Origin of the sequence: Microbacterium sp. CH-015 (assembly GCF_049707015.1) — a bacterium.
Taxonomy (GTDB): Bacteria; Actinomycetota; Actinomycetes; order Actinomycetales; family Microbacteriaceae; genus Microbacterium; species Microbacterium aurum.
On the sequence record NZ_JBNAFJ010000003.1, the window covers coordinates 1 to 19,200 of the forward strand.

At 71.9% G+C, this 19,200-nt stretch carries 28 protein-coding genes and 1 pseudogene; 14 read left to right on the forward strand and 15 right to left on the reverse strand.

From position 1 onward, the window contains the following. A partial coding sequence (locus tag ACPYN4_RS06440; RefSeq protein ID WP_424445938.1) for a GTP pyrophosphokinase occupies window positions 1-631 on the forward strand: 631 nt, incomplete at its 5' end. Between the two features lie 228 nt (window positions 632-859). On the opposite strand, the gene ACPYN4_RS06445 is transcribed toward ACPYN4_RS06440, so the two are convergent. Continuing rightward, a complete protein-coding gene (locus ACPYN4_RS06445) occupies window positions 860-1,375 on the reverse strand; it encodes a fumarylacetoacetate hydrolase family protein (protein WP_239281535.1) in 516 nt (171 codons plus the stop codon). Between the two features lie 272 nt (window positions 1,376-1,647). Here ACPYN4_RS06445 and ACPYN4_RS06450 point away from each other — a divergent pair, with 272 nt between their 5' ends. After that, complete coding sequence (locus tag ACPYN4_RS06450; RefSeq protein ID WP_239281536.1) at window positions 1,648-2,070, forward strand: hypothetical protein; 423 nt, start codon at window positions 1,648-1,650, stop codon at window positions 2,068-2,070. Window positions 2,071-2,080: 10 nt separating this feature from the next. On the opposite strand, the gene ACPYN4_RS06455 is transcribed toward ACPYN4_RS06450, so the two are convergent. The 4 genes from ACPYN4_RS06455 to ACPYN4_RS06470 form a co-directional block, all read right to left on the reverse strand. Continuing rightward, window positions 2,081-3,061 (reverse strand): Gfo/Idh/MocA family protein, encoded by a 981-nt coding sequence (locus ACPYN4_RS06455; protein ID WP_281653547.1) that lies wholly within the window; start codon window positions 3,059-3,061, stop codon window positions 2,081-2,083. Window positions 3,062-3,303: 242 nt separating this feature from the next. After that, a complete protein-coding gene (locus ACPYN4_RS06460) occupies window positions 3,304-4,470 on the reverse strand; it encodes a cystathionine gamma-synthase (protein ID WP_281653548.1) in 1,167 nt (388 codons plus the stop codon). Further along, the gene (locus ACPYN4_RS06465; RefSeq protein ID WP_239281539.1) at window positions 4,467-5,471 is read right to left on the reverse strand and encodes a pyridoxal-phosphate dependent enzyme; all 1,005 of its coding nucleotides are present in this window, start codon (window positions 5,469-5,471) and stop codon (window positions 4,467-4,469) included. The genes ACPYN4_RS06460 and ACPYN4_RS06465 overlap by 4 nt, the downstream gene beginning before the upstream one ends. Window positions 5,472-5,662: 191 nt before the next feature. Further along, complete coding sequence (locus tag ACPYN4_RS06470; RefSeq protein ID WP_239281540.1) at window positions 5,663-6,157, reverse strand: sulfurtransferase; 495 nt, start codon at window positions 6,155-6,157, stop codon at window positions 5,663-5,665. Between the two features lie 83 nt (window positions 6,158-6,240). On the opposite strand from ACPYN4_RS06470, the gene ACPYN4_RS06475 reads away from it, so the two are divergent. Then, the gene (locus ACPYN4_RS06475) at window positions 6,241-6,828 is read left to right on the forward strand and encodes a flavin reductase family protein (RefSeq protein ID WP_239281542.1); all 588 of its coding nucleotides are present in this window, start codon (window positions 6,241-6,243) and stop codon (window positions 6,826-6,828) included. A 24-nt stretch (window positions 6,829-6,852) separates the two neighbouring features. On the opposite strand, the gene ACPYN4_RS06480 is transcribed toward ACPYN4_RS06475, so the two are convergent. Both ACPYN4_RS06480 and ACPYN4_RS06485 read right to left on the reverse strand, forming a co-directional pair. Continuing rightward, window positions 6,853-7,812, reverse strand: a complete 960-nt coding sequence (locus ACPYN4_RS06480; protein WP_239281543.1) for a cation diffusion facilitator family transporter — start codon at window positions 7,810-7,812, stop codon at window positions 6,853-6,855. Further along, the gene (locus tag ACPYN4_RS06485; RefSeq protein WP_239281544.1) at window positions 7,809-8,315 is read right to left on the reverse strand and encodes a hypothetical protein; all 507 of its coding nucleotides are present in this window, start codon (window positions 8,313-8,315) and stop codon (window positions 7,809-7,811) included. The genes ACPYN4_RS06480 and ACPYN4_RS06485 overlap by 4 nt, the downstream gene beginning before the upstream one ends. A 95-nt stretch (window positions 8,316-8,410) precedes the next feature. Between ACPYN4_RS06485 and ACPYN4_RS06490 the strand changes: the two genes are divergently transcribed. The 5 genes from ACPYN4_RS06490 to ACPYN4_RS06510 all read left to right on the forward strand — a co-directional run bounded on the left by ACPYN4_RS06490 (window position 8,411) and on the right by ACPYN4_RS06510 (window position 12,777). Further along, a complete protein-coding gene (locus ACPYN4_RS06490; RefSeq protein ID WP_076689346.1) occupies window positions 8,411-8,764 on the forward strand; it encodes a hypothetical protein in 354 nt (117 codons plus the stop codon). Between the two features lie 110 nt (window positions 8,765-8,874). Continuing rightward, complete coding sequence (locus ACPYN4_RS06495) at window positions 8,875-9,468, forward strand: Dps family protein (protein WP_239281545.1); 594 nt, start codon at window positions 8,875-8,877, stop codon at window positions 9,466-9,468. Next, entirely contained in the window at window positions 9,465-10,565 is a 1,101-nt protein-coding gene (locus ACPYN4_RS06500; RefSeq protein ID WP_424445939.1) for an acyl-CoA dehydrogenase, read from the forward strand. Before ACPYN4_RS06495 ends, ACPYN4_RS06500 begins: the two co-directional genes overlap by 4 nt. Next, window positions 10,562-11,959 carry a PIG-L family deacetylase gene (locus ACPYN4_RS06505; RefSeq protein ID WP_239281547.1) on the forward strand — a complete coding sequence of 466 codons (1,398 nt, stop codon included), beginning with the start codon at window positions 10,562-10,564 and terminating at the stop codon, window positions 11,957-11,959. Before ACPYN4_RS06500 ends, ACPYN4_RS06505 begins: the two co-directional genes overlap by 4 nt. Then, a complete protein-coding gene (locus ACPYN4_RS06510; RefSeq protein ID WP_239281548.1) occupies window positions 11,956-12,777 on the forward strand; it encodes a glycosyltransferase in 822 nt (273 codons plus the stop codon). The genes ACPYN4_RS06505 and ACPYN4_RS06510 overlap by 4 nt, the downstream gene beginning before the upstream one ends. On the opposite strand, the gene ACPYN4_RS06515 is transcribed toward ACPYN4_RS06510, so the two are convergent. The 3 genes from ACPYN4_RS06515 to ACPYN4_RS06525 form a co-directional block, all read right to left on the reverse strand. Further along, on the reverse strand, window positions 12,721-13,041 hold the full coding sequence (locus ACPYN4_RS06515; protein WP_424445940.1) for a hypothetical protein: 321 nt from the start codon (window positions 13,039-13,041) through the stop codon (window positions 12,721-12,723). The genes ACPYN4_RS06510 and ACPYN4_RS06515 overlap by 57 nt on opposite strands. 79 nt (window positions 13,042-13,120) lie before the next feature. Next, window positions 13,121-13,447: an ATP-dependent DNA ligase gene (locus ACPYN4_RS06520; RefSeq protein WP_239281549.1), complete on the reverse strand. Its 327-nt coding sequence runs from the start codon at window positions 13,445-13,447 to the stop codon at window positions 13,121-13,123. Between the two features lie 23 nt (window positions 13,448-13,470). Next, window positions 13,471-13,743: a hypothetical protein gene (locus ACPYN4_RS06525; protein WP_239281550.1), complete on the reverse strand. Its 273-nt coding sequence runs from the start codon at window positions 13,741-13,743 to the stop codon at window positions 13,471-13,473. 231 nt (window positions 13,744-13,974) lie between these two features. On the opposite strand from ACPYN4_RS06525, the gene ACPYN4_RS06530 reads away from it, so the two are divergent. Then, window positions 13,975-14,130 carry a hypothetical protein gene (locus ACPYN4_RS06530; protein ID WP_239281551.1) on the forward strand — a complete coding sequence of 52 codons (156 nt, stop codon included), beginning with the start codon at window positions 13,975-13,977 and terminating at the stop codon, window positions 14,128-14,130. A 9-nt stretch (window positions 14,131-14,139) separates the two neighbouring features. On the opposite strand, the pseudogene ACPYN4_RS06535 reads toward ACPYN4_RS06530, so the two are convergent. After that, window positions 14,140-14,313: pseudogene (locus ACPYN4_RS06535) on the reverse strand (acyl-CoA desaturase); the annotation flags it as partial. 14 nt (window positions 14,314-14,327) lie between these two features. Here ACPYN4_RS06535 and ACPYN4_RS06540 point away from each other — a divergent pair. After that, a complete protein-coding gene (locus ACPYN4_RS06540; RefSeq protein ID WP_239281576.1) occupies window positions 14,328-14,705 on the forward strand; it encodes a hypothetical protein in 378 nt (125 codons plus the stop codon). A 56-nt stretch (window positions 14,706-14,761) separates the two neighbouring features. Here ACPYN4_RS06540 and ACPYN4_RS06545 read toward each other — a convergent pair whose 3' ends face one another. Together ACPYN4_RS06545 and ACPYN4_RS06550 are read right to left on the reverse strand one after the other, a co-directional pair. Continuing rightward, window positions 14,762-15,199, reverse strand: coding sequence for a type II toxin-antitoxin system VapC family toxin (locus ACPYN4_RS06545; protein ID WP_239281553.1), 438 nt, complete (start codon window positions 15,197-15,199; stop codon window positions 14,762-14,764). Beyond that, complete coding sequence (locus tag ACPYN4_RS06550; protein ID WP_424445941.1) at window positions 15,196-15,438, reverse strand: hypothetical protein; 243 nt, start codon at window positions 15,436-15,438, stop codon at window positions 15,196-15,198. The genes ACPYN4_RS06545 and ACPYN4_RS06550 overlap by 4 nt, the downstream gene beginning before the upstream one ends. A gap of 137 nt (window positions 15,439-15,575) precedes the next feature. On the opposite strand from ACPYN4_RS06550, the gene ACPYN4_RS06555 reads away from it, so the two are divergent. The 4 genes from ACPYN4_RS06555 (at window position 15,576) to ACPYN4_RS06570 (ending at window position 17,747) form a co-directional block, all read left to right on the forward strand. Next, a complete protein-coding gene (locus ACPYN4_RS06555; protein WP_239281557.1) occupies window positions 15,576-16,175 on the forward strand; it encodes a TetR/AcrR family transcriptional regulator in 600 nt (199 codons plus the stop codon). A gap of 238 nt (window positions 16,176-16,413) precedes the next feature. After that, on the forward strand, window positions 16,414-16,641 hold the full coding sequence (locus tag ACPYN4_RS06560) for an RNA-binding S4 domain-containing protein (protein ID WP_239281559.1): 228 nt from the start codon (window positions 16,414-16,416) through the stop codon (window positions 16,639-16,641). 90 nt (window positions 16,642-16,731) lie between these two features. After that, entirely contained in the window at window positions 16,732-17,310 is a 579-nt protein-coding gene (locus ACPYN4_RS06565) for a hypothetical protein (RefSeq protein WP_239281561.1), read from the forward strand. A gap of 47 nt (window positions 17,311-17,357) precedes the next feature. Beyond that, window positions 17,358-17,747, forward strand: a complete 390-nt coding sequence (locus tag ACPYN4_RS06570) for an MmcQ/YjbR family DNA-binding protein (protein WP_239281562.1) — start codon at window positions 17,358-17,360, stop codon at window positions 17,745-17,747. Between the two features lie 296 nt (window positions 17,748-18,043). Here ACPYN4_RS06570 and ACPYN4_RS06575 read toward each other — a convergent pair whose 3' ends face one another. Together ACPYN4_RS06575 and ACPYN4_RS06580 are read right to left on the reverse strand one after the other, a co-directional pair. Further along, the gene (locus ACPYN4_RS06575; RefSeq protein ID WP_239281563.1) at window positions 18,044-18,628 is read right to left on the reverse strand and encodes a PIN domain-containing protein; all 585 of its coding nucleotides are present in this window, start codon (window positions 18,626-18,628) and stop codon (window positions 18,044-18,046) included. A 25-nt stretch (window positions 18,629-18,653) separates the two neighbouring features. Next, entirely contained in the window at window positions 18,654-19,025 is a 372-nt protein-coding gene (locus tag ACPYN4_RS06580) for a helix-turn-helix domain-containing protein (RefSeq protein WP_239281564.1), read from the reverse strand. Window positions 19,026-19,200: the final 175 nt, after the last annotated feature.

Here is a 19,200-nt window from a genome sequence, read left to right on the forward strand (position 1 = left end):
GCGCGACGAGTTCCAGCGCTTCCTGCTGGAGTACCAGTTCGGGCTGCGCGAGGTCGAGACCAAGCTCGGCATTCTCCGCGATGAGTTCCAGCTCATGCACGACTACAACCCGATCGAGCACGTCTCCAGCCGCGTGAAGACGGCTGACAGCCTCGTCGACAAGGTCGTGCGCAAGGGCGTGGAGCCCACGTTCGACGGCATCCGCGCCGGGATCATGGACATCGCCGGCGTGCGCGTGACGACGAGCTTCACGAACGACGCCTACCGCCTGTTCGACCTGCTCACCCAGCAGGACGACATCACCGTACGCGAGGTGAAGGACTACATCGCCGCCCCCAAGGCCAACGGCTACAAGAGCCTGCACGTCATCGTCGAGGTGCCGGTGTTCCTGTCGTCGGGGCGCGTGGAGGTGCCGGTCGAGGTGCAGTTCCGCACGATCGCCATGGACTTCTGGGCGAGCCTCGAGCACAAGATCTACTACAAGTACGCCGGCGCGGTGCCCGAGGGCCTCGTGGCCGAGCTGAAGGATGCCGCGGACTCGGCCGCCCTGCTCGACGCGCGCATGGAGCGGCTCCATCACGAGCTGCACGGCCCGCACGGGACGCACACCGGCCCCGTCCGCGCGGTGTAACGCGCCCGCGCGCTGTGCGACGCCGCGTTTCGGGCGCGCCGGCGGCGTCGCCCGCGCGACGCGTCCCGCTATCGAAATCAGCATCCGCGCTCGTTTCTTTCAGCAGCGCGTGCCGCTTTCAGTAGCGCGTGCCGGGTCCGCCCGCGTCACGCGCCCGATACCGCGATCGCGAAGGTCCGCGCGAAGAACGCATCGGTCGAGGGGAGATCGGTTGCGACGGTGACGAGATCAGCTTTCTGTCGGGGCGGGAACGGTCGGGCCGCCGACGGTCGCGCCGGCGGCCGCCGGACTGGGAAAGTCCGCCGTCGTGGCGAGCGTCAACCCCGCGCGGTCGTGGCCGGACTTCACGCGCGCGGCGAAGGGCGCACCCGACAGGCGGGGGGCGAGGTATCCGCCGGCCAAGGCATCGCCGGCGACGTCGACTGCGACACCGTGGCGACACCGTCGCGGACGACCTCGACGAGCACGTCCGCGGGTCGGGGGCGGCGTCGGCCGTGGTGATCCACGGGCCGAGCGGTGCGAACCGTCGGAGCACTTGCCGAGCGCCCACTGGCTCTGCCGGCGCTGCCACGCCCGGTCGGACACGTCGTTGAGGATCGTGTACCCGCCAACGTGCGCGAGGGCATCCTCGAGTGCGCGGCGACCGATGACGATCGCGAGCTCGCCCTCGTAGTCGGCATCCGTCGCCCCGGTCGGCAGCAAGACCGCGTCATCGGGACCGGCGAGCGTGGTGGGCGTTTTCACGAAGACGTCGGGGCACTCCGAGTCGTTCGCGGTGGGGTCGACCCCCGTCGGGGACGTGTCCGCGGTAGTTGTAGCCCCCGTGGGAGGCCGACGCCTGGCACGCGGGCCACTGGGTCGACTCCTTCGGCACCGCGCTGCTGTGGTCGCGCCAGGCCGGCGCGCCGGTCCCCGCGGGGTATGCGGAGGCGCTGTTCGGCTGGCTCGTCACGAACGTCGATCCGTCGACGGGCGTGTGGGGATCGCCCGCGCCCGAGACGGGGATGCTGCTGCCGGTGAACGGTTTCTACCGGGCATCCCGCGGCACGTTCGCGCAGTTCGGCGTGCCGGTGAGCCATCCCGAACGCGTCATCGACACGGTGCTCGCACACGCCACCGACGAGCGTTTCTTCGCGTCGGAGCGGCTGGATGCCTGCAACGTGCTCGACGTGGCGCATCCGCTGTGGCTCACTCGGGCAACGGGACACCGCTCGGCCGAGGTCTCCGCCGTCGCACGGACGCTCCTGCACGCCGCGCTCGAACGGTGGCAGGACGGCGCCGGCGTCGCATTCGGCCCGGGCGACGAGCCCGGACTGCAGGGCACCGAGATGTGGCTCGCGATCACCTGGTATCTCGCCGACCTGCTCGGGCTCGCCGACGCGCTGGGCTACCGCCCGCGGGGCGTGCACCGTCCGGAGCCCGCCGACGCCCTGAGCTGACGCTGCATCGTCAGAGCACAGACCGCCACTCGGCCAGCAGGCGCGCCGTCGCGAGGGTCTCCCGCCAGGGCATCTCCGGCGCCTCGGTGCGGCCCTCGCGCAAGGCCGCGATCGTGGCATCCGCTTCGGCGGCCATGGGGCTGACCGTGCCCGTTGCGACCTCCTCGCGCGTGCCGTCTTCGCGGTGCAGCACGGCGGTCGCCGTCGACTCCACGCGGCTGCCCCACACGTTCGGGATCTCGAGCTCCCCGCGCGTGCCGCGGATCGTCGCGGCACGGGGCAGAGTGCGGATGATCGACGTGGAGACTCGGGCGCGGATGCCGCCGAGGTCGAACACTGCGGTGGCGTCCTCGTCGACGCCGGTCGTGCCGATGACCCCGTCGGCCGACACGATCGCCGGCGCGTCGAGGCGGCCCGCCCACGCGGCGACGCCGACGGCGAGCGACACCGGATAGCAGCCCGCGTCGAGCAGCGCGCCGCCGGCCAGTGCCGGATCGAACAGGCGCCGGATGCCACGGTCCGCGGCGAATCCGATCGCCGTTTCGACCTCGGTGATCTCGCCGAGGGCGCCGCTGCTGACGAGTTCGCGCACCCGGTCCGGGAACGGGCCGAACCGGTACTTGAAGGCCTCGACGAGCGGCAGCCCGGCTGCGTCCGCGGCGGCGAGGATCTCCTCGGTCTCGGCGACGGAGATCCCCAGCGGCTTCTCGCACAGCACGGCCTTGCCCGCCGCGAGCGCGGCGATAGCGAGCTCGCGGTGCGAGGTGTGCACCGTGCCGATGTAGACAGCGTCGACGTCGTCACGGCCGAGGATCTCCTCGTACGTGCCGGCGACCGCACCGCCGAACTCGTCGGCGAACGCCCGCGCCCGCGCGGCATCCCGCGCCCCCACGGCGTGGAGTGCGCCGAGCCGGGCGTGCGGCAGCGCGCGGAGGAAGTCGCCGCTGATCCCGCCCGCCCCGAGAACCGCCCATCGCGCCGTGTCGCTCATGCTCTCACGCTATCGAGTGGGTGCGTATGCGGCGCGCGCCCGTCGCCGGGTCACAATTCAGTCTGCACGGGTGACGGATGGCGTCGCCCTCCCGGAATCACGCCGTCCGACGAAGCGCTGCCAACGCCGGAGACTGAATTACGCACGGTGCGGGCGCCGCAGAGGCACCGGGCCGGCCGCTCAGGCACCGGCCGCTCAGGCACCGGCCGCTCGGTGCGGTCGGCCGCTCCTGCGCCCGCCGCTCAGGCGGCGAGGGCCTGCGCGAGGTCGTCCAGCAGGTCGGCGATGTCCTCGATGCCGACCGACAGGCGCACGACCTCGACAGGGACGGCGGCGTCGGTGCCGCGCACCGAGGCGTGGGTCATGGCGTCGGGGTAGTTCACGAGCGATTCCACCCCGCCGAGCGACTCCGCGAGCTGGAACAGCTGGGTCGACTCCGCGAACCGGCGGGCGGCCTCCTGGGACTCCAGCGCGACCGACACGATCCCGCCGAACCCCGACATCTGCCGGGCGGCGAGATCGTGCCCGGGGTGATCCGCCAGACCGGGGTAGTACACCCGCGCGACTCGTTCATGCCCCTGCAGGAATGCGGCGACGGATGCCGCGTTCTCGCTGTGCCGCTGCATGCGCACGGCCAGCGTCTTGATCCCGCGGGTCGTGAGCCACGCGTCGAGCGGACCCGACACCGCGCCCACCGCGTACTGCAGGAAGCCGATCTCGTCGGCGAGCGGACCGCCGCGGTGCGCGTCGGAGAGGACGAGCGCCCCGCCGACGACATCGGAATGGCCCCCGAGGTACTTGGTCGTGGAGTGCACGACGACGTCGGCGCCGAGGGCGAGCGGCTGCTGCAGGGCAGGGGTGGCGAAGGTGTTGTCGACGACGACGAGCGCCCCCGCCTCGCGGCCGAGGGCGGCAAGACCGGCGATGTCGGTGACGCGCAGCAGCGGGTTCGACGGGGTCTCCACCCACACCAGCCGCGGTCCGCGCTCCGAGACAGCGGCGCGGACGGCATCCGCATCGCTCATGTCGACGGTGCGCAGGCGCACGCCCCACGGTCCGAGCACGCGCGAGAGCAGCCGGTAGGTGCCCCCGTAGACGTCGTTGCCGAGCAGCACGTCGTCGCCGGGCGACAGCGCCGCACGCAGCAGCGTGTCTTCGGCGGCGAGTCCCGACGCGAACGAGAAGGCGTGCGATCCGCCCTCGATCGCGGCGAGCTGTTCCTGCAGGGCGGTGCGCGTCGGGTTGCCGCTGCGCCCATACTCGTATCCCTGCCGCAGGCCGCCGATGCCGTCCTGGGCATATGTCGTGGAGAAGTGGACGGGCGGGATGACCGCCCCGGTCGCTGCGTCGGCCGCCTGGCCGGCGTGGACGGCGAGGCTCGCGAACCCGCGGGCGGCGTCGGTGGTCATCGGTGTGCTCCTGTCGTGGGGATCTCGGTGTCGGTGCGCGTCGCGAAGCCGCGAGCCTCCAGCCACGCGTCGTCGTACAGCTTGCTGAGGTAGCCGCGGCCGTGGTCGGGCAGCACCACGACGACGACGGCGTCTTCGGGCAGCCCCCGCGCGGTGCGGAGAGCGGCGACGACCGCCATGCCAGAGGAGCCGCCGACGAGGAGCCCCTCCTCACGGGCGAGTCGGCGCGTCATGGCGAAGCTCTCGGCATCCGACACCCGCTCGTAGCGGTCGACGACGCCCGGGGCGAAGGTGGCCGGATAGAAGTCCTCGCCGACGCCCTCGACGGCATAGCCGTGGATGGGCCCGCCGGAGTAGATCGAGCCCTCCGGGTCGGCCCCGACGACGACGATCTCGCCCGCCGTCGCCTCTTTGAGGAAGCGGCCGGTGCCGCTGATCGTGCCGCCCGTGCCGATGCCGGCGACGACGTGCGTCACCCGCCCGTCGGTGTCGCGCCAGATCTCCGGCCCCGTCGTCTCGTAGTGAGCGCGGGGGCCGTTGAGGTTGGCGAACTGATTCGGCTTGAACGCCCCGGGGATCTCGCGCGCCAGCCGATCGGACACGCTGTAGTACGAGTCCGGATGCTCCGGCGGCACGTTCGTCGGCGTCATGACGACCTCGGCGCCGTAGGCCTTCAGCACCGCGACCTTCTCTCCGGCGAACTTGTCGGGCACGACGAACACCATGCGGTAGCCGCGCTGCAGTGCGACGAGCGCGAGCCCGACGCCGGTGTTCCCGCTCGTCGGCTCGACGATGGCGCCGCCGGGGCGGAGTTCGCCCGACGCCTCGGCGGCTTCGATGATCCGCGAGGCGATGCGGTCCTTCGCGGAGCCGCCGGGGTTCAGGTACTCGACCTTGGCGAGCACGGTGGCGCGGATGCCGGGGTCTCCCGCCGTCACGGCGTTGAGGCGGACGAGGGGCGTGTTGCCGGCGAGGTCGGCGATGTGCGATGCGTAGCGCATGGAGGGTCCTGGGGTGTGGCCGCGGGCGCAGAGCGCGCAGACGTGCGGCGGGCTGTCGGGGCCGTCGAGGAGAGCCGGGGAGGCTCAGCGACAACAGCGACAGGTCAGGGACACGCGACAACGGTAACCCGGCAGGCGCGGATGCCGGTGAGTGTTACGTCCGGGCCGTAACATCTCGGCGCGCGCCGCGGTCAGGCGCCGACCAGCGCTCCGGCGTGGCCGGGCACGAGGGGGAACACCTGTGCGGCGATGCGCTCGAGTTCTTCGCGCAGCGGGGAGGACTGGATCAGCAGCAGCGAGATCCCGGCACCGTCCCGCGATAGTGCTGCGGCGCGCGCGTCGATGAGCACGCCGCGCTGCGGCGCGGTGGCGGCATCATCGATCGACGCGACGTCTGCGCCGGCGGCATCCGTCAGGCTGATCTGACCACGCCGCGGTGCCGCGTCGGAGCGCTGCAGCCGGAACCCCGCGCGCACCCACGCGCGCAGGCCCCCGTCGAGCACGCGCACGTCGACGCCGTGCCGGCGCAGCAGCCACCAGGCGCTCGCGGCGGGGACCCCTTCGTTGTCGTCGTAGACCACGACCCGGTCGCCGTCGTTCAGGCCCCAGCGCTGCGCCGCCGCCTGCAGTTTCCATCGTGACGAGCACCGCCCGCCGGCAGAACGCGCCGTGCAACAGTCGGTCACCCGCGCGTCACATTCCGTCACGGAAGGTCACACAGCCACACACGGGAACACTCGGAGCGTCCCGGTCGTTACCGTCGAATGCCATGAGTCAGCACGTCACCGCCGCGTCGTCCGCCGCCCCCGCCCCGCACCTCGGTGCCCCCGATCACCGGTTCGCGTCGTCGCTGTCGGCGGCGGAGTTCAAAGCGGTCTTCCGCGGGCACCCCGGCGGCGTCGCGGTCATCACCGCCGACGCGGGCGACGGCCCGGTGGCCCTCACCGCGACGAGCGTTGCGAGCGTGAGCGCGGAGCCGCCGCTGTTGATCTTCTCCGTGTCGGCGCTGTCCTCGGCATCCGACGTCCTCTCCCGCGCCGAGACCGTCGTGGTGCACCTGCTCGACGCGCACGATCTCGAGATCGCGCAGCTCGGCGCCACGAGCGGCGTCGACCGGTTCGCGGAGACGCATCGCTGGTCGCGCTTGGTCACCGGCGAGCCGGTCTACAACGACGTACGGGCGTGGGTGCGCTGCGCCGTCATCGGGCGGATGGATGCCGGGGGCTCCACCGTCATCGCCGCGCACGCGCTGCAGGCGCAGCTCGAACGCGACGTCGCCGCCGGGGAGCACGGCGACGCGCTCGTGTACCACAACCGCACCTGGCACCGGCTCGGCGACCACTCGCGCCTCGTCTGACGGCCGTCGTCTCCGACGCGCCGGTCAGCCGACGGTCTCGTCCGGCAGCGTCGCCACCGGGATGACGACGACGTCCTGCACCTTCCAGTCCAGCCCCGCGATCCGCTGCCGAGCGCCCTCGACGCTGTCCAGCCGCACGCGGCGGCGGTGCGGCACGACGAACGCCTCGACGTGGAAGACCTGGCCCATGTCGCGCATCCGCACCGACGCCTCCCGGACCCAGGGCTGCGCCTCGAGGTCGCGGACGATCCGGCGCATCAGCGGATGCGGCTCCTCATCGTCGTGGGTGCGCGCCCGCTGATCCATGAGGTCGAGCACTGCCGATCGGGTGTTCCTGTAGCCGTCCCGCACGATCCCGAGCGAGATGAACAGCGCTGCCGCCCCGTCCAGCCACCACAGGCCCATCCCGATCCCGAGCACCCCCACGACGGAGGCGACCGTCGTGGTCCAGTCGGCCTTGGCCATGTCGGCATCCGCGTACAGCACCTTGTTGTGCAGCTTCGGCGCGAGTTTCGCCTTCGCGTGACCGTAGAAGAAGGGGCCCGGCACGACGAGGATCATCACCGCCACCATCAGCCACCCGAGCCAGATCGTCTGACCGAACAGCTGCACCGTGCCGATCGCCGGGTGCTCCTGGCGGATCAGTCCGCCGATCGACTCGACCGCGAGATTGCCCCCGATCGCAAGCAGCGCGACGCCCGCCACGAGGTGCCCGACGCCCATGACGCGGTGGAGCCCGTACGGGAACGACCGGGACGGCGGATGCCGGATGAACAGCAGCGACACGAGGAACGCGACCTGCGGGATGAGGGACAGCATGTCCTCGATCCAGGCCGTCTTCATCGCCTGCGACCCGCCGACGACGAACGCGATGAGCACGATCGTGATCGACGTGTAGCCGATCGTGAACCACTCCCACCGGATCGCCTTCTGCAGGGCCTCCTGCTGCGCGGGGGGCAGGTCGGTGCGCCCCATCGACTTCATCGTCGCGCCCCCGACCCGGTCCGGCTCTGCGCGTCGAGGAACGTCTCCAGCGCCGCCTGCAACCCGTTCTCCCCCATCGGCAGCAGGAACACGACGCCGCCGGCGTCGACGCCCGGCAGATCGTCGAACCCGCGCGTCACCGACACCCGGTCCACCCAGGGGGTCTCCTCGCTCATCCCGCCGATCGCGAGGTCGAGCGTGCCGGCTTCGAGGTCGTCGACGAGGTCCTCCTCACTGCCGACCGTCCAGACGACGGTCGCGTCACGGCTGTCGGCGAACGCGGCGACGAGGTCGGGCAGCGGTCCCGACACCGCCCCGTCCTCGAGCGCCACCAGGCCCTCGCTGGCCGAGGCGCCGACGCGCAGCTGCCCTCCCGTGATGCGGTCGAGCGCCCCGTCCGGGTCGGTGGGGATGCGGATGCCGCACCCGGCCAGCGCGACGGCCACCGCGGTCGCGGCGACGCACGTCGCAACCGCGCGCAGAAGGGTCCTCGGCACCGGCATGCCCAGATGCTAGGGCGGACGCCGACCCGCCGGCATCCCCTTGACACGGCCGGACGCCATCGGCCATGCGCCCGACGGAGGCTTAGACTCGCCCTGTGGGCACCATCTATTACGGCGGATCGGCGACTCCAATCCATATCGAGGACCGGGCGCTCGCGCATCTGAAAGTCGTCATCGCGACCAAGCTGCGCCGCAGCGAGAGCTTCACGGTCTCGTGGCAGCACCCCGAGGGCGAGCCGCGGGGTCGCAGCACGATCTGGCTGCACCCCTCGATCCCGATCCGCTTCGTGTTCGACGATCCGGAGCCCGCGGAGCTCAGCCGCGAGTGGATCGAAGACCTCGCGCAGTCGGCGAACTCCTCGGGCGGGATCTCGCTGGTCGCGGAGCACATCGAGCCGGCGCCCGACGACGCTGCCGACGACGCGCCACAGACCGTGACGGTCAACTGAGCGCCGGAGTAGCATCCGCGCCACGTCGCTGACAACCCCCTCTTCGCCCTCCGCCCCGGACCGTAGGTTCGGATCGGGGCCGGCACCGTCCGGCCGACGAGGAGGATCCCATGGCGAAGACGGCCACGTCGACCAAGAGCTCGGCGAAGACGACCACCGGCACCACGACGGCCGGCAACAAGCGACGCCCGGCCCGCGGGGGAAGCGGCGCCGAGCGGACCGGTCTGCAGAACGCCGAGAGCGGCTTCCGCGCGTCACCGGAGCTGAGCCGGAACCTGCAGTCCGTGCTCGTCGACCTCGTCGAGCTGCAGATCCAGGGCAAGCAGGCGCATTGGAACATCGTCGGCACGAACTTCCGCGACACGCACCTGCAGCTCGATGAGATCGTGCACGCCGCCCGCAAGCTCGGCGACACGATCGCAGAGCGCATGCGCGCGCTGCACGCGCTGCCGGACGGTCGCAGCGACACCGTCGCCCAGACGACGACCCTGCCGGAGTTCCCGCAGGGCGAGATCGACACCACCGAGGCGATCGACCTCATCACCGAGCGCCTCGAGGCGGCGGTGGGCACCGTGCGTGACGTGCACGATGCCGTGGACGAGGAGGACCCGACGAGCGCCGACCTCCTGCACGAGGTGCTGGAGCAGCTCGAGCAGCTCGCCTGGATGGTGAGCGCGGAGAACCGTCGGCCCGCGAAACGGTGAGCGTCCCCTCGGTGGGGGTCGCCGACGCCGTCGATCTGGCGGGCGGTGACCCCGGATTCGCCGCGCGGGCGGTCGCCGACGCGGCGCGCGATGTCATCGGGCTCGGCACGCACCTCGGCGCCACGATCGACTGGGCGGTCCGCTCCGCCGCGCACATCCCCCTCCCCGGTCCGGCGCGGACCGCGACGGACGCCGCGACCGCGGAGCGGTGGAGCGCGCTGGCTACCGCGGCGGCCCTGGACGTGGGCGCAGCGCGCGTGCTGGAGCCGCACCTGGATGCGCTGGCGATCCTCGCCGAGGCGCGCGCCGACGGCATCGCCGTCGACCTCGCCGCGATCGGCGTGGATGAGGACGCGTCGTGGGGCGTCTACGCGGCCGAGGGCGGCACGGCGCGCCTCACCGCGCGCCGGACTCCGTCCGGCTGGGTGCTCGAGGGCACGAAGCCCTGGTGCTCCCTGGCGCAGGACGTCAGCCACGCGCTCGTCACGGCGTGGACCGGAGAGCACGACCGCCGGCTGTTCGCCGTGTCGATGCGGGATGCCGCGGTCTCGCCGCACCGCGGACCGTGGGTCGCCCGCGGTCTCAGCCGCATCGTGAGCGCCCCGGTCGACTTCAGCGCGGCATCCGCCGTGCCGGTCGGCGATGACGGCTGGTACCTTCGCCGCGCCGGCTTCGCGGTGGGCGGGATGGGCGTCGCTGCGGTGTGGTGGGGCGGCGCGCTGCCCCTGCTGGCCGCGTTGCGCGCGGGCGCGGCGCGCGAGGGCGCCGATCAGATCGCCCAGATGCTGCTCGGCGAGGCCGACGCGCTGTCGTGGAGCGCCCGCGCGACGCTGCTCGACGCCGCCGGCCGCGTAGACGCCGCCGGTTCCGGCGCCGATGACACCGGCGACGACCTGCGCATCCTGGCGGAGCGCGTCCGCGCCGTCACGGCTGCGGCGGTGGAGCGCATCGTCACGCGCAGCGGCCACGCCCTCGGTCCCGGCCCGCTCACGGTCGACGAGGAGCACGCGCGCCGCGTGTCGGACCTCAAGATCTACCTGCGCCAGCACCACGCCGAACGCGACCTCGCCCGGCTCGGCCGCCTGGTGGCCTCGTGAGCGTCGCGTTCGACCATCGCGAGGCCGGCACGGCAGAAGAGCGGTGGGCGCGGGCTCGCCCGTGGCGCGATGCCGCGAGGTTCGACCTCGACGGCAGCCGTCTCGTGGTCCTCGCCGCCCACCCCGACGACGAGACCCTGGGCGCCGGCGGGCTCATCGCGGCGGCGGCCGCCCGTGGGGCCGAGATCGTCGTGGTCGTCGCGACGGACGGTGAGGCGGCGGATGCCGATGCCACCGACGCCGCGCGCGCACATCTCGCGCGCATCCGGCGTCGCGAAGTCGTCGACGCCGTCGCCGACCTCGCGCCCGGCGCACAGCTGCACCTCCTCGGCATTCCCGACGGCGAGGTGCGCGAGCACGCCGACCTGCTGCACGAGCGCCTGCGCGCGATCGTCGCGGACGGCGGCGACGCGCCCGGTGCCACCCGCCGCGCGCTCGCCCGCAACGCCGCGGCCGCATCCGCCACGACACTCGTCGCACCGTGGTGGGGCGACGGACACCGCGACCACCGCGTCGCCGGCGAGGTCGCCCTGCGGCTGGCCGGCGACGCGGTGCGCGTGCTCGGCTACCCGGTCTGGATGTGGCACTGGGCCGACCCCGACGAGGTGGACCCGGCATCCTGGCGCGTCCTGCCGCTCGACGCCGCGGCGCGCGCCGCGAAGACACGCGCCCGCGACCGCCACCGCTCGCAGACCCAGCCCGACTCGAGCGGCGCCCCGACTCTCCACGACGGGATGCTGGCCCACTTCGACCGCGACCTCGAGGTGTTCATCGCGCCGCCGGATGCCGCGTCCACCCCGACCGACACCTTCACGCGTCGCTACCGGTCGCGCCCGGACCCGTGGGGCGTGCGCACGCGGTGGTACGAACGGCGCAAGCGGGCGCTCCTCGCCGCGATGCTGCCGCGCGAGCGGTTCACACGCGCGCTGGAGATCGGGTGCGGCGTGGGCGAGTTCACCGCCGAGCTGGCCACCCGCTGCGACGCCGTGGTCGCGATCGACGTCGCCGCCGAGGCCGTCGCCCGCACCGCCGAGCGCGTCGCGGCGCAGCCGCACGTGCAGGTCGTGCGCGCCGACGCGCGGACCGATCTGCCCGGCGTCGCGCCGGGGCACAGCGACCTCGTCGTGCTCTCAGAGGTCGGCTACTACTGGAGCGCCGCGGATCTGGAGATCGTGCTGGAGGCGATCGAGGCGGCGGGCGCGGACCTCATCGCGGCCTGTCACTGGCGGCATCCCGTCGGCGACGCGCCGCAGTCGGGCGACGCGGTTCACGCGGCGATCGCCCGCCGCGCCCGCACGCGCCTGTCCCGGTATCTCGACGAAGACGTCGTCATCGAGGTCTTCGCCCTGCGCGAGACGCCGTCGGTCGCCGAGGCGGAGGGACTCACCTCGTGACCGCGATCGAGGCGATCGGCGTGGTCGTGCCGGCGCACGACGAGGAGGAGCTGCTGGGCGCCTGCCTCGCCGCGCTTGCGCGCGCCGCGCAGGAGGCGCGCCCGCTCGTGCGAGACGTGCGGATCTGGGTCGTGCTCGACGCCTGCAGCGACCGGTCCGAGGAGATCGCGCGCGCCGCGGGCGTGGAGATCGTGCGGGTGGACGCGTGCAACGTGGGGCGCGCCCGCGCCGCCGGGGTCGAAGCGCTGACGGCCACGTTCGCGGACGTCCCGCCGGCGCGGCTGTGGATCGGGAACACGGATGCCGACTCCACCGTCCCGCCGCACTGGCTCACCGACCAGCTCCGGCTCGCCGATGCCGGGGCGGACGTCGTGATCGGCACGGTGCGTCCCGACTTCCGCGACCTCAGCGCCGAGCAGTGCGCGGCGTGGTGGGCGACGCACACGCCGGGCGTCGCCAACGGCCACGTGCACGGCGCGAACCTGGGCGTGCGCGCCTCGGCGCTGCTCACCGCGGGCGGCTACGCGCCGCTCGCGGAGCACGAGGATGTGGACCTCGTGGAGCGGATGCGGCAGACCGGCGCGGTGTGCGTCGCCGCAGACACCGCCTGGGTGCAGACCTCCGGCCGCACGTTCGGGCGCACCGACGGCGGCTACGCGCGCTACCTCCGAGAGGACCTCATCGCACTGGCTCGGCAGGTCCCCGCATCGGCCGCGGAGGTGTCCGACGGCGCGGCATCGGAGGGCGCGGCATCCGCCGGGTCAGAGTCCGCGCCGCGGCGGGAAGTGCGCGATCGGGATGGGGCGGCTCGCGCCTGACGAGTCCTCCTCGGCGAGCCGTCGCGCCGCCGCCTCGGCGCACTCCTCGAGCGTGGCCATGCGGCAGCGACGCTGGGTGCCGCGCATCCACACGACCTCGAAGCCGTCGTCCACCCGCTCCACGTACGCGACGATGTACGAGGCATCCGTTGCCGGCGCGCGGGTGTCGCACAGCCGCCAGGCGTCGGTGTCGATCGCCTGCAGATCGAGGAGACCCCCGTCATCCGCCACCTGCGTCATCGTCGCCACCGCCTTCTCCACCACCGTCCCCCGGAACCAGCGGGAGCGGGAGGGGATTGACAGGTCGAGATGGGCGTGCCTGCGGCGGTGCCTGCCGCGGACGTCAGCCGGTGAGGACCTCGCCGGTGTACGGGCCCTCGGGCTCGGGAACCAAGTACAGCCCGCTCGTGGAGTTCGCGGCGTGCGTCAGGGCTTCCAGCCAGGCCCGGTTCAGAGCCGGCTGCCGGCTCCCGTGGTACTTGTACACGATCGTCGCGTGGGGGTGCAGCCACACCGTGGTGCGACCGTCGCCCAGGCTGGGGTCGTTGCGCCAGGTGAACGGGAACGGCTCGCCGCGGCGGAGCTTCTGGCTGATCACCACCTGCAGGTGAGCGAGCACCCTGTCGTCGAAGTCGACCTTCACCGCACCGTCGTAACTCAATCTGCCCACGCCTTCACCGTAGCGCGTCGGTGTCACCGCATCGCGTCGGCACGGCGGACGATCTCCGCGCACGCGCGGTCGGCGCCGAGCACGGTCGCCGAGATCGCGACGGGCGCCTCGACGACGGCGAGCAGCCCGGAGCCGAGCAGCATCGAGCAACGGGAGAGCTCGCCGTCGTGGATGCTCGGGAAGTGCACGACGTCGACTCTGCCGTGGTCCTGCAGCACACGCGCGTAGTCGACCACGGCATCGGCGACCTCGTCCGTCGTGAGGATGCGATGACCGTCGATCAGGATGTCCTTCATGCTGCAGCACCTCACCTGTCGGCTCTCGTGATGGTTGCTGACAGTCAAGTGGCACGCCGCGCGCACCGGCGAGGGGGTTGACAGGCTCCGGCGCCGCCCGTTAGTCAGGGAGCTAGCGGGACGTGCACCCGCGCCGCGCCGAGGAGGCGCCCGGGCGTGAGGGTCTGACAGAGCCGCGGGACGGTTGTCAACCCCCAGACACCGCCGCCGACCGAGGAGCACAATCCCGGTATGGGACTCGCAATCATTCTCCTCATCGTCGCCGTCGTGCTCATCCTGCTGGGCGTCTTCGTCGAAGCGGCGAAGTTCCTGCTGTGGATCGGCCTCGTCATCCTGCTGGTCGCGATCATCGCCTGGCTGATGAGGGTCGTCAAGCGAAACGCCTGACCGCCGGGCTCAGGCGCGGCGGTACTGCGACACCATGGGGCAGGCGAAGGGATCCCGTGCGGCGAGGCCGACGCGGTTGAGGTAGTCGATGACGATCGCGTACGAGCGCCACAGGCTCGTCTCGGTGTAGGGCACCCCGAGGCTGTCGCAATAGTCGCGCACCACGAGGCGCGCTTCGGCGACAGATCCGGCAGCGTGTGCACGAGCTGCTCGGTCGACTCGCTCGCGGGACCGTCGTGCGGGATCACCTGGAACGCGAACACCGTGCCGTCGTCCGAGACGCCGACCGGCGCGACCGCGACGACGTCGCTCTGCTCCGCGAGGACGGCGGCGACCTCGACCTGCGTGCGCAGCTGGTCGGCTTCCGCGACGGCATCCGGGGTCTGCGCGACGACGAGCAGCGGCCCGTTCTGCCCCGCGCCGAACTGCTCGGCCACCGTCTGATACGCGCGGTACTGCGTACTGTCGACGGCCTCGCTCGTCCCGTCCGGCAGCGCGAGGCGCATCGACAGCGCGGGAATCGCGACTCCCGCCGGTCGAGACGGCCGCGCGCTGGCTCGAGAGCGAGCTGCTGACCCCCGCCCGGATGCTCACCGAGGAGTGAGCGAGGGCGTCATGTCGGCGCGCCCGTTCAGCGGATGCCGAGCTCGGCGTCGAAGTCGCTCGACGCGGGATCGAGGTGACGGAGGCGCGCAACGTCGGCGAACGCGCGGTCGGCGGACACCAGCCCCGTGATGTGCTCGCGCCGCATCGCCGTTGCGGCGAGCACGGCATCGAACGCGCCGAGACTCTCGTGGCGGCGGAACACCTCCATGCCGCGTTCGAGGTCCTCCGCCTCGACGGGAACGAGCGGGGCGAGCAGGTCTGCGAAGCGCTCCGTCAGCTCCGCAGCATCCTGACGGCCGCGCCGGCGCGCCCGCACGTGCGCGAACTCCTGCAGAACCTCGACCGTCGTGGTCGCGGACACCCGGCCGTCGCCGATCGCCGCGATGAGAGCGCGGCACGGCGATTGCAGCGGGTGGTCCGCGCCGACCGCGTAGACGAGGACGCTGGTGTCGAGCAGGATCACCGCCCGGCTCGCAGTGTGTCGAGCTCGGCACGAAGCTCCGCGGGTTCCGGCACATCCATCGGCGGAGCCTCCAGGATCGCGGCGGCCGCCGCGGCCCGCCGGGTCTGATCAGGGGGATAGACGACGTCGATCGCCGTCCGAACCAGGTGGGCGACCGAGACGCCCCGAGCGGCGGCGGTCGACTCGAGGCGCGCGCGCTGCACGCTGTCGATGAGCACCTGCAGCCGCTCGGTCTTCATGCTCATACATTAGCAGGAGCATATCGGCGCAGCAGGGGCGGATGCCCGGGCCTCACTCGGAGCGGCGATTGAGGCGACGATATCACGAAACCTCCAGTTGGAGGTTTTCTTTTCCGCCGTGGGCTAGGTTGGATGCCGTGGACACAGGTCAGGGCCCCGTGATCGGGCGCCGCGGGTCGCAGCCGAAGGGCGTCGCCCGGCGGCAGGAGATCCTCGACCGCGCCATCGAGGTGTTCCGCGCGCGCGGCGCCGACGGGACGTCGCTGCGGAAGATCGCGGAGGCGATCGGCGTCTCGCACGCCGCGCTGCTGCACTACTTCGACTCCCGGGAGCAGCTGCTGGTCGCGGTGTACGCGCACGCCGAGGCGCGGCGGGGGGCGACGACGACGCCCTCGGGGCCGCCGGGCGTCGACACGATGATCGACGCGGCGATCGCCAACGTCGAGGTCCCTGGTCTCGTGCAGCTGTACACGACCCTGCTGGCGGCGTCGCTGGACGCGAGCAGCGAGGTCGGCCGGGAGTACTTCTCGACGCGGTTCGACCGCCTCAGGGCGGAGCTGTCGGCATCCTTCCGTCGTCAGCAGGAGGAGGGGAGCATCCGGGGCGACGTGGACGCCGACCACCTCGCCGCGCTGCTGATCGCGGCATCCGACGGTCTGCAGATCCAGTGGCTGCTGCAACCCTCGATCGAACTGACCGAGACGCTGCGGACCTTCGGGGCGCTGCTGCAGCGCTGAGCGGACGGTCGTGACGCTCAGCGTCCATTCCGGGTTCACCGCTTTGGCACCGACCAGACATCGCGCTCATCCTGGTGGGAGGCGGAGGTGCACGGTGGGACGCTTGAGCTATGACGGGGATCGCGGTCGCGGCGGCGACGATTCCGGCTGCCAACGCAGTTCCCGTGGTCTGGAGGACGATGAGGGGCAGCGCGACGGCGGCGATGGAGCGCTCGCCCGCTGGGCTACGATTTCCGGCATGACGAACTCCGCGCCGATCGACGACGTTCCGATCGGCAGCGAGGGCATCCGGCTGGGACAGTTCCTGAAGTTCGCGGGCGTGCTCGATTCGGGTGGCGACGTGAAGGAGGCCATCATCGACGGTCTCGTGACGGTCAACGGCGAGGTCGACCGGCGCCGTGGTCGCCAGCTGCAGGTCGGCGATGTGGTCGGCTTCGACGGACGCCGCCTGCGCGTCCGCGCGTAGTTCCGACCCGAACCGTGTCGGCGGCGCGGCAGCACTGCGACACGGCGGCGGAGCGGTCGGATCGCTGTGAGCTCCGGCTACCGTGGGACCATGCGATGGCGTTCAGGACTGGTGGCCGGCGCGGTGCTCCTCAGCCTCTCGGTGACCGGCTGCGCGACCAAAACCGCCCGCGGGGATCGCGAGGGTGCGGCGGAGGCGACCGGCAGCGTCGGCGCCCAGCCTGCCGCCGATGCCGGCGATGCGGCCGCACGGGCGCAGGCGCAGGCGTGGCTGGATGCCGCGGCGCTCCCGCCCGGTGCCACCCCCGCCGACGCGTCGGTTGCCGCATTCACCTCCTACACCGGGTGGCCGTGCGGGCCGATCGAGGAACGGGAGGCGTTCTGGAGCGTCCCCGGAGCGACGGTCGCCGGAACCGCGAACTGGCTGCGGGAGAATCCGACCGCGGATCTGCTTTCCACGGCGGGTGCTGCGATTCCCGAGGACAGCTCGATCGACGGCGCCACCGTGGGGTTCATCCCTGAGTGGGATGCCCAGGAGGGTGTCGTGTACACGATCGCGAAGACGGAGGACGGTGTCGCGGTGCGCGCCGAGATCGCCGCGCTCACGGCATCCGCCACGTGCCCGACGCCGCCCGGAGGCGGCACGTGGGGCGCACCCGGTCAGGGCTGATCCTCTCCGCGGCGGCTCGTGTCGGCGGCGCGGCATAGTCTTCGCTCGTGGCCAGCCTCGATGATGTGCGCGCGATCGCGGCCGGATTGCCCGGCAGCCAAGAGCGGGCGATGACCGGCGGGGCCGCGTGGTTCGTCCGCAGCAAGCTTTACGCGTGGGAGTGCCACCCGTGGCCCAGCATCCCCGAGGACATGCGCGAGATCATCTCGTCCGAGCTCGTCGTGGGGGTGAAGGTCGGCGAGCCGCTGGACGCGCTCGCACTCATCGACATGGCTCCCGCGGTTTTCCTGCGGACCACGACACGCTGGGGTGAGCCCAAGGTCGCGTTCCGCATGGCGCTGATCGAGGCGGACCATCTCGCCGAACTCGTCACCGAGGCGTGGCGCGTGCAGGCGCCGCGATACCTGCGCCGTGAGTTCGACGAGACGAACGGCTGACTGCGTGCTCAGGCCAGAGGATTCGCCTCGATCACGGGCAGCAGCCTCCCGGCCTGTACAAAGAAGCGCGCGCAAAAATATCCCCGGCGTGACCGGGGATTTCTTGGCGGAGACGGAGGGATTTGAAATCGCGCCGTCGGTAATCGAGGTCAACTGAAACCGCGTGATCCTGCGGGTTCTGACCTCGCCGGCATCCGCTTCGATCAGGTCAGTTCGGTTCGATTCGTGGCAGAAACGTGGCAGTGATCGACGGGCGTTGCTGTGGCCGCGGGCCGCCTTCAAAGCGCGATCTGAGCCTACGCCGACTCGGCTTCAGTCATCATGTCGACGGCTTCGATCATTCCGTACCTGTCTCGCAGAGTCTCGAGAATCTCGCCGACGGCGAGCGTCGCGCCGTAGCGGCCAGACCGGCTCGCGATCTCGTGCACCGCGGCGAGCGCGAGCCGCGGGTTGAGCGCGACAGTGTTCTTCGCGAACTCCCTGGCGCTGAGCACCTGGATGCCCGGCGGAATCCGGTCGGCGGGGAAGTCCTTGAGATTCTCGGTGACGATCGCGCCGGCTCCCGCGATGACAGCCGCAGCGAGCACATGCTCGTCGTCGGGATCGGGCAGCCCGAAAGTACCCTCGAGCGGTTGCCACCCATCAACTTCTGCGTCGGCGAACTCTCGGCGCATCGCGGCAATGAGGGTCGCGGCGCGGCGGGCAGCCTCCGCTACAGGCATCCCACGCTTCACAAGCTTGGCTTCCTCGTGGAACTGGAGTTCGTCGAGAATCGCCGAACTCCATGTGGGTCGGTAGGTGCCCTCGATGGCGAGGGAAAGAAGGAAGTCGCGCTGCAGGCTCGGCCACAGCACGCTCGTGTCGAGAGTGGCCGTGAACATAGCGCAATCCTGTCAGGCGACGATCTCAGTCTCGGACGGCCCGCCTCGCTGCGACTGCCTTCCGGGCCGCTTTGAGGTCCTCGAGCGTCTGCTCGATGTTGTCTTCGTCGAGGGTGTCGCGCGTGGCGGCGAGCATGTCGTACTGGCGAGCGCGGCGTCGCTCCCGGTACGCGAGGAGATCCGCGAGGATGACGCGGCGGTGCGTGCCGGCCTTCTCGAACGGGATCTCACCTTCGTCGAGCAGCTTCACGACTGTCGGGCGGCTCACGTTCAGCAGATCCGCCGCCTGCTGGGTGGTGAGCCGTGTCGCCTGCGGCACGACGGACACCGCCAGCCCGCTCTGCATCGCGTCCACGATCTTGCGGAGCGCGAGGTAGACCTCTTCCGGAAGCTCCACCTGGTCTCCTGGGCGTGCGCCCGCGAGGAAGTACCGCGGTTCGGGAAGAGCTCGACCGGCGGCCTCGTGAGCGGTGAGGAAGTCCAGCACAGGAGCGAGCTGGTCGCCCCTACTAGGGAGGTACGTTTCTTCAATAACGGCAGCGCGAGCCACGGGAATCCCCCCAATACACGTG

Coding starts and splice junctions, on each gene's coding strand:
- ACPYN4_RS06465 (WP_239281539.1), bottom strand. CDS start 5,471: ATGCGCTACGCATCGCACATCGCCGACCTCGCCGGCAACACGCCCCTC.
- ACPYN4_RS06480 (WP_239281543.1), bottom strand. CDS start 7,812: ATGAAGTCGATGGGGCGCACCGACCTGCCCCCCGCGCAGCAGGAGGCC.
- ACPYN4_RS06530 (WP_239281551.1), top strand. CDS start 13,975: ATGGGACTCGCAATCATTCTCCTCATCGTCGCCGTCGTGCTCATCCTG.
- ACPYN4_RS06475 (WP_239281542.1), top strand. CDS start 6,241: ATGAGTCAGCACGTCACCGCCGCGTCGTCCGCCGCCCCCGCCCCGCAC.
- ACPYN4_RS06495 (WP_239281545.1), top strand. CDS start 8,875: ATGGCGAAGACGGCCACGTCGACCAAGAGCTCGGCGAAGACGACCACC.
- ACPYN4_RS06525 (WP_239281550.1), bottom strand. CDS start 13,743: ATGAAGGACATCCTGATCGACGGTCATCGCATCCTCACGACGGACGAG.
- ACPYN4_RS06565 (WP_239281561.1), top strand. CDS start 16,732: ATGCGATGGCGTTCAGGACTGGTGGCCGGCGCGGTGCTCCTCAGCCTC.
- ACPYN4_RS06485 (WP_239281544.1), bottom strand. CDS start 8,315: ATGCCGGTGCCGAGGACCCTTCTGCGCGCGGTTGCGACGTGCGTCGCC.
- ACPYN4_RS06460 (WP_281653548.1), bottom strand. CDS start 4,470: ATGACCACCGACGCCGCCCGCGGGTTCGCGAGCCTCGCCGTCCACGCC.
- ACPYN4_RS06455 (WP_281653547.1), bottom strand. CDS start 3,061: ATGAGCGACACGGCGCGATGGGCGGTTCTCGGGGCGGGCGGGATCAGC.
- ACPYN4_RS06550 (WP_424445941.1), bottom strand. CDS start 15,438: ATGAAGACCGAGCGGCTGCAGGTGCTCATCGACAGCGTGCAGCGCGCG.
- ACPYN4_RS06560 (WP_239281559.1), top strand. CDS start 16,414: ATGACGAACTCCGCGCCGATCGACGACGTTCCGATCGGCAGCGAGGGC.
- ACPYN4_RS06575 (WP_239281563.1), bottom strand. CDS start 18,628: ATGTTCACGGCCACTCTCGACACGAGCGTGCTGTGGCCGAGCCTGCAG.